The 5,417-nt window shown below is 35.4% G+C and carries 8 protein-coding genes; 1 reads left to right on the forward strand and 7 read right to left on the reverse strand.

Annotated features, from left to right (window positions below; translation table 11 throughout):
- Positions 1-237 precede the first annotated feature (237 nt).
- From D1970_RS21885 to D1970_RS21895, 3 genes are all read right to left on the reverse strand, one after another.
- Positions 238-441 carry a hypothetical protein gene (locus D1970_RS21885; protein ID WP_119114947.1) on the reverse strand — a complete coding sequence of 68 codons (204 nt, stop codon included), beginning with the start codon at positions 439-441 and terminating at the stop codon, positions 238-240.
- 23 nt (positions 442-464) lie between these two features.
- Positions 465-866: a mercury resistance transcriptional regulator MerR gene (gene merR / locus D1970_RS21890; protein ID WP_119114948.1), complete on the reverse strand. Its 402-nt coding sequence runs from the start codon at positions 864-866 to the stop codon at positions 465-467.
- Between the two features lie 143 nt (positions 867-1,009).
- A complete protein-coding gene (locus D1970_RS21895; protein ID WP_119114949.1) occupies positions 1,010-1,459 on the reverse strand; it encodes an SgcJ/EcaC family oxidoreductase in 450 nt (149 codons plus the stop codon).
- A 525-nt stretch (positions 1,460-1,984) separates the two neighbouring features.
- Here D1970_RS21895 and D1970_RS21900 point away from each other — a divergent pair.
- Complete coding sequence (locus D1970_RS21900) at positions 1,985-2,419, forward strand: DUF6623 family protein (protein WP_119114950.1); 435 nt, start codon at positions 1,985-1,987, stop codon at positions 2,417-2,419.
- Positions 2,420-2,884: 465 nt separating this feature from the next.
- Here the strand turns inward: D1970_RS21900 and D1970_RS23245 are convergent, their stop codons facing one another.
- From D1970_RS23245 to D1970_RS21920, 4 genes are all read right to left on the reverse strand, one after another.
- Positions 2,885-3,013: a hypothetical protein gene (locus D1970_RS23245; protein ID WP_259339734.1), complete on the reverse strand. Its 129-nt coding sequence runs from the start codon at positions 3,011-3,013 to the stop codon at positions 2,885-2,887.
- Positions 3,014-3,208: 195 nt separating this feature from the next.
- Positions 3,209-4,099, reverse strand: a complete 891-nt coding sequence (locus tag D1970_RS21910) for a DUF5906 domain-containing protein (RefSeq protein ID WP_142921050.1) — start codon at positions 4,097-4,099, stop codon at positions 3,209-3,211.
- Positions 4,096-4,488: a hypothetical protein gene (locus D1970_RS21915; protein ID WP_119114953.1), complete on the reverse strand. Its 393-nt coding sequence runs from the start codon at positions 4,486-4,488 to the stop codon at positions 4,096-4,098. The genes D1970_RS21910 and D1970_RS21915 overlap by 4 nt, the downstream gene beginning before the upstream one ends.
- Positions 4,489-4,808: 320 nt before the next feature.
- Positions 4,809-5,081, reverse strand: a complete 273-nt coding sequence (locus D1970_RS21920; RefSeq protein WP_119114954.1) for a phage holin — start codon at positions 5,079-5,081, stop codon at positions 4,809-4,811.
- Positions 5,082-5,417 lie beyond the last annotated feature (336 nt).

The raw sequence follows: 5,417 nt of genomic DNA on the forward strand, positions 1-5,417 counted from the left end.
ACTAAACCGTGTCCATGAAACTATACTAACTCCAATACCTGGTATGTGGACATTATAAGGGATAAATTAAAAAGGATAGATGAGCAAGATAATATGCTCTATCTATCCTTTTTTGTACTACAAATGACCTCATATACTACAACAAAAAATGTAATGTTGTTGTGCTAACGCACACTTTAGTTGAAGAAGATAATGGAATTGAAAAGGAGTAGCCTACCCCTTTTTAGCTGGCATTTGTCAGCCACCTTCTATACAAGTAACTGAGGAACTTCCAACTACAGTATTTAATTCAGTAAGAAGATTAGTAAGAGTATCAGCTTCCTCAATAATGGTTTCCAACGACTTTTCAGTAAGAGGTACATTAAATTTCAAAAAAATTGGTGCTGTAATTTCCCACACTTCAATTATAGCTTTTGGGGACATATTAGACTGTATAACCATATTTAATACCTCCATTTCTGTTATTACTCTTTAATTAATATAGTTTCAATAATAGGACATTCGTATAAAGATTTATCGTTAGGGCAACTTTCTTTTAAATTTATCAGCATTTGTTCAATCCTTTTTAAATCTCGTATTTTCATTTGCACTTCTTCTATTTTCTTAACAACAAAATTATACATGTCATTACAACGTTCACCATCTTTGTCAACAACTCCAAGTAACTTAGAAATTTCAGATAAAGTAAACCCTAAATCTTGTATCTTTTTAATAAACTTTATACGCTTAACGCTATCTTCTGAAAATATCCTATAACCAGCATTAGTCCGAGAAGGTTCTTGAAGTAAACCAACCTTTTCGTAATATCTTATGGTTTCTTTATTCACACCACACTTCTCGGCAAGTTCACTAATCCGATAACTCAACCTAATTCACCTCATATAAATTATAAACCCTGTACCCTACAGGGTAAATGTATATTAAAATTTTTATTATACTAAACTCCCGTTAGTATAATAATAAGATCAACAAAAAAGTGCATTAATCCTACCTGGATCAACGCACCCGTTTACTTTAATAACTGACTTAACTCTTCTGTCATTTGTTCCACTAATTCAGGTCTTCCGTGAAACTGAGCAGGAGTATTTTGAAACAACTGAATACGCCAATTTCCATCTTTTTTTACAACAACAAGAGTGTGGTGTGTGTTTACTTTAGGATTAATGGTTGTTTGTTGATGTGGCAACATTCCAGCAATTGCTCGCAAAACTGCTATGTGAGAACTCAAAAAACGCACATCTTTAACTTTGCTAACAAATCGTGCTGTTGGATGGTCATCAAAGATAGGCTTAAGGTGCGAAAATATTTCTTCTCTCCCAATGGATTGACTTCCATCAAATCCAATGCTTTCACCATCCTCTGTAAATAAATCTGCCATTACTCGAGCATTACGATTATTCCACGCATCTAATAGATTTTTATAGAGTATTTGTACTTCTTTTGAAACAGAATTATCCATAATTATTCACTACTCCTTAAATGTATTTACTAAATCATTGTAAAACAAATAAAATCCTTGTTCAATTTAGGACTTGTTTTTTAACATGACAGACTTACTTCTTAAACTCCCTCAGTTTGATACGTATCTCTCTCGAATGCTCACTTATTCGCAGGATTTCTAAACTCTGTATTGGAATTTACGGGTATAAAGTACCCCATTCATTATAAAAATATCCCTTAAATTCTTCTAATTCTTCAACCTTGTCTGGCACCAATTCAATGATTTCATTCTTTGCTTTTGCTGTTGTCATAATCATTCCTCCTTATTGTTTACGCTCCCTTAAACCATTCGCTGTTAAAAAAGGATCTTCCCCTCTACAATTGTTCATAGTCATATGTTCCAATCGTTGCAGCATGAGAAAGAACGAATCGTTGCCATACCCATAATATAAATCCGGTAAAGTAACGGTTTTTGTAATATTTTTATGTTTAACGGAATATTGCTGAATAGAAAAAGCGAATTCTTATAATTAGGAGGGAGACTATGGCAGTTACAGCGATGTGGACCCATGGCAATGCGGTCATCCCCGAAACACCAGAATTGCTCGACAGATTTACTCGCTTCGGTTTCGGCACACAGGTAAACCTTAAAAGGGGCACCAACCAATGGTTTCATGTTCCGATGCCCACACCGGTACTCCTTGGCGGCGTCCAACCGAAACTTAGACGCGTCTTTATTCTAGGAAATTCAGACGTTAGTAGTTGCATTAGGAGAGTGCACTTATTTGACGGGCAGAATCGAGTGCTGGATCGTGCGGTACTCATTTGTGGCAACAAACTCGCAATTCGGCCCGAAAATACCATTACAACGGGCTCGGGAATCCATATCTTTACCGGGCTAGGCATCACGATGTTCATAGAATCGCCATATGCCTCTGCATCGTACTTTTTTGCTTCATTCGGAGCCGACTGGGAATGAGTCGTCTTCATCGTGTATATTGAAATTACCGATAAAAACCACTAAACTACTTTTTTAATAATGCAAGAGTGGTTTTTTAGTGGTTGGGATCCGCCTTACTGCCACAAGGGATTGAATCATTTTAACCTTCAAACCACTATTGTTTTTCAACAAAGTCTTTTTTTTACAAAAAAGATAGATATAAAAATATATAAAATTTTTATTTTACTTTTAAAGAAATATTTTGGTGGTTTGGTGGTTTTACCTTTCAATCCTTTGCGCCCCAAGGGTTAAAGAAACTACCAAAAAACCACTAAACCACTAAACCACTAAAAGTTAAAAAATGGTGGTTTATTTCTTTTTTGCCGCCCAAATTTTTACGGAATTTTTATTACGTGTAGTATTATGAATAAACAATCCTAATTTTTCTTCAATCGTTTTATTTAATTGTTTCAGCGATTGAACTTTCAATCCATTTACTTCCGCTCATCCTTCATATTCTGTATGAACTTCCGGTGTGTGTTTCCCAATAATATGCTGCTCCATGTCTTCCCTTGATTCAAGCCATTCAATACATGAATTATTTTCTTTATGATAAAATTCCGTATAATCCATAACCTTCTTTGATTCCGTACACTTTCGTTTTTCATACAATCGAAAATACGCACCCATAACAAGTTTCAGCCAATATTCCAAGGCTTCCGGTGATGTCAATTTTTCTTGAAAATGCGGATCATCGGTTTTCGGCTTACCAAAAACCGGACACCAAACAACCCTGCGTTTCCATGAATCATCTTTTTCGAATGATTTCTATAGATGATTGGTGCTAAAAATATATGAAGCTATAGGCGCTTCATTTTTCGATTTCTTATATAGCTCACGGAATGAAATGACATCATAAGCAGATAAGTTTTTAAGCATCTTCATTTTTTCAGTATCGATTGTCTTATCTTCGATATCGTCACCGCAATTGGCAAGCTTGACAAGTATGGAGCATAAATACCGTTCATCCATAATGCGGTCAAGCGAAATAGAAGACACGTTATTTGTCCCTAATAGGGTTCTGAAAATAATCAATAATGTTCCTTTTCCATTACCGCCGCCACCTATAATGAACGTAACACGCTGGAAATGGTAATTGCGCTTCACATGAATGTTCGTTATTAAACAATGGGCGATAGTCTCCAATATTACATCCCTATAGTCCTTATCACTTTCAGTAAGATCCTCAAGGAATTGGTCTACAGTCGGCACCGGTTCGGCTTCAGGTTTATAATTAATATCGATATAATATGGAGTAAATTCCTGATAATCGAGACCACCATACCATTGTCCATCATGTAAGTAGCCATTTTTGAATTTGATCCCCCATCCCTTTGAAGGTTCTTCGATTGGTTCTATGTGAATATCAATTTGACCTAATATTTCATTTATGTAGTGCATTTTCTGACCTGCAATTTCCCTAGCAACAATGTGTTTAAAATTATCGTCACGATAACACTTTCCATCATAAGAATATAAACGATCGCAAAATTTCACGACTCTTAACTTCTTTTTTATTTGCATAGCCACTTGATATTCATTATTCTTATCCAGATTAATTTTCTCGTCACGAGTAACCCTATTGAAGTCACTTTCTTCTAATGGTTCAGCAAATATGTTATCGTTAATAAAACGCAAAATTTTCTTGTCATTTTTCAAATGAAGCACGTTGAATTTATGAGAATAAAGTTTGTTATCTCGCCCATCCCCATCCTGTAAACCCAATAAGTCCTCTGTCCATTAATATAAGTAAGAAAATCCGGTAATTCTTCCCGAACACCATCATTTTCAACCGGTATTTCAACTCCATTGCGCTTTACTGTAACCCCATTTGGAGCATTTTTAGACGTTTTCCATTCCGCTTCAACTCCTAAAGCACATATACCTTCCGCTTTATGCTTATATCCTTTAGGCTTCTTGAAATACATATGAACTCCTCTATCTGTCCAACGTAGTTCGGTTTTGATATTGAAATAGGATATCATTTTCTTAATAACTTCTTTTGGTAATTTATCAAGATCCACTACCACTTCATATTTACGCAACATTTTTCCAGCTTCTTTAAAAAAATCAGAAGTATTTGCTCTGTCTGCGTTTTTTGCCGCATATTTTTCACCGTCTACATACTCGATGTACTATGCTGCTTCTGCTTCCATGTTGGATTTTTCCTTTTCCTATGCTGCTAAAGGGATTAAGACTTGGATTTTATTGGACAGTAAGACTCGTTTCTTCGTGCTATTCCTACAAAAATCCTTGCTAGTTTACCTATCAGTTTCATGATTGATTTTTGTCGAGACATTCAAGCTCTTCGAGTCGAGTAAAGATTTCAAGGGTTCCTTCGTTTTTGAAGGGCCCTTATTTACTGTTTTTACAGGGCCATAAAGTAAAAAGCAGTCCCAGAGGACTGCTTAAAGTTTGTTATTGCGTTCAAAAAATCCTTTTGATCTTTCGCCTTCTTGGAAACATACGTATTCTTCCAAATTGCAAACAGGTTAATCGCCAATGCAGCTCCCGCCGAAATCATAAAAACAAATGCTTCGATGCTTATTTGCGTAAACCATTCTACAGAAACCCTATTGATCCTAAAAAAAAACACCGCTGATAAAAAGCCGCCCAAAAGAGTAAAAATATCTTTTTTCATGGTTTAACTTCCTCCTTATTTTGTGATAAAGTACATGATTAAACTAAAACGAAACCAATGGCTGCAGTACCAACAGCTCGCCAGAGCCAAGTAATGTGACCCTTCAATTTTGTAATGCTCTCTTTGTAGCTTTGAAATAAAGTTTGATCAAAAACATCATACAAACCCACATTCTATGGTAAATAAAAAGAATCCATTTTGAAAAAAGATTGATCAAAATGGATTCTTATCCAGCAGGTTTATGTTTCGATTTTATAAAAAAGTTTGATCATTTTCGCCTGTATTACTCCACAATCGCGCCCTTCGTATTATAAGGTCATCCAGAATATATATCTG

Origin of the sequence: Mesobacillus zeae, assembly GCF_003570705.1 — a bacterium.
GTDB lineage: Bacteria > Bacillota > Bacilli > Bacillales > Cytobacillaceae > Mesobacillus_C > Mesobacillus_C zeae.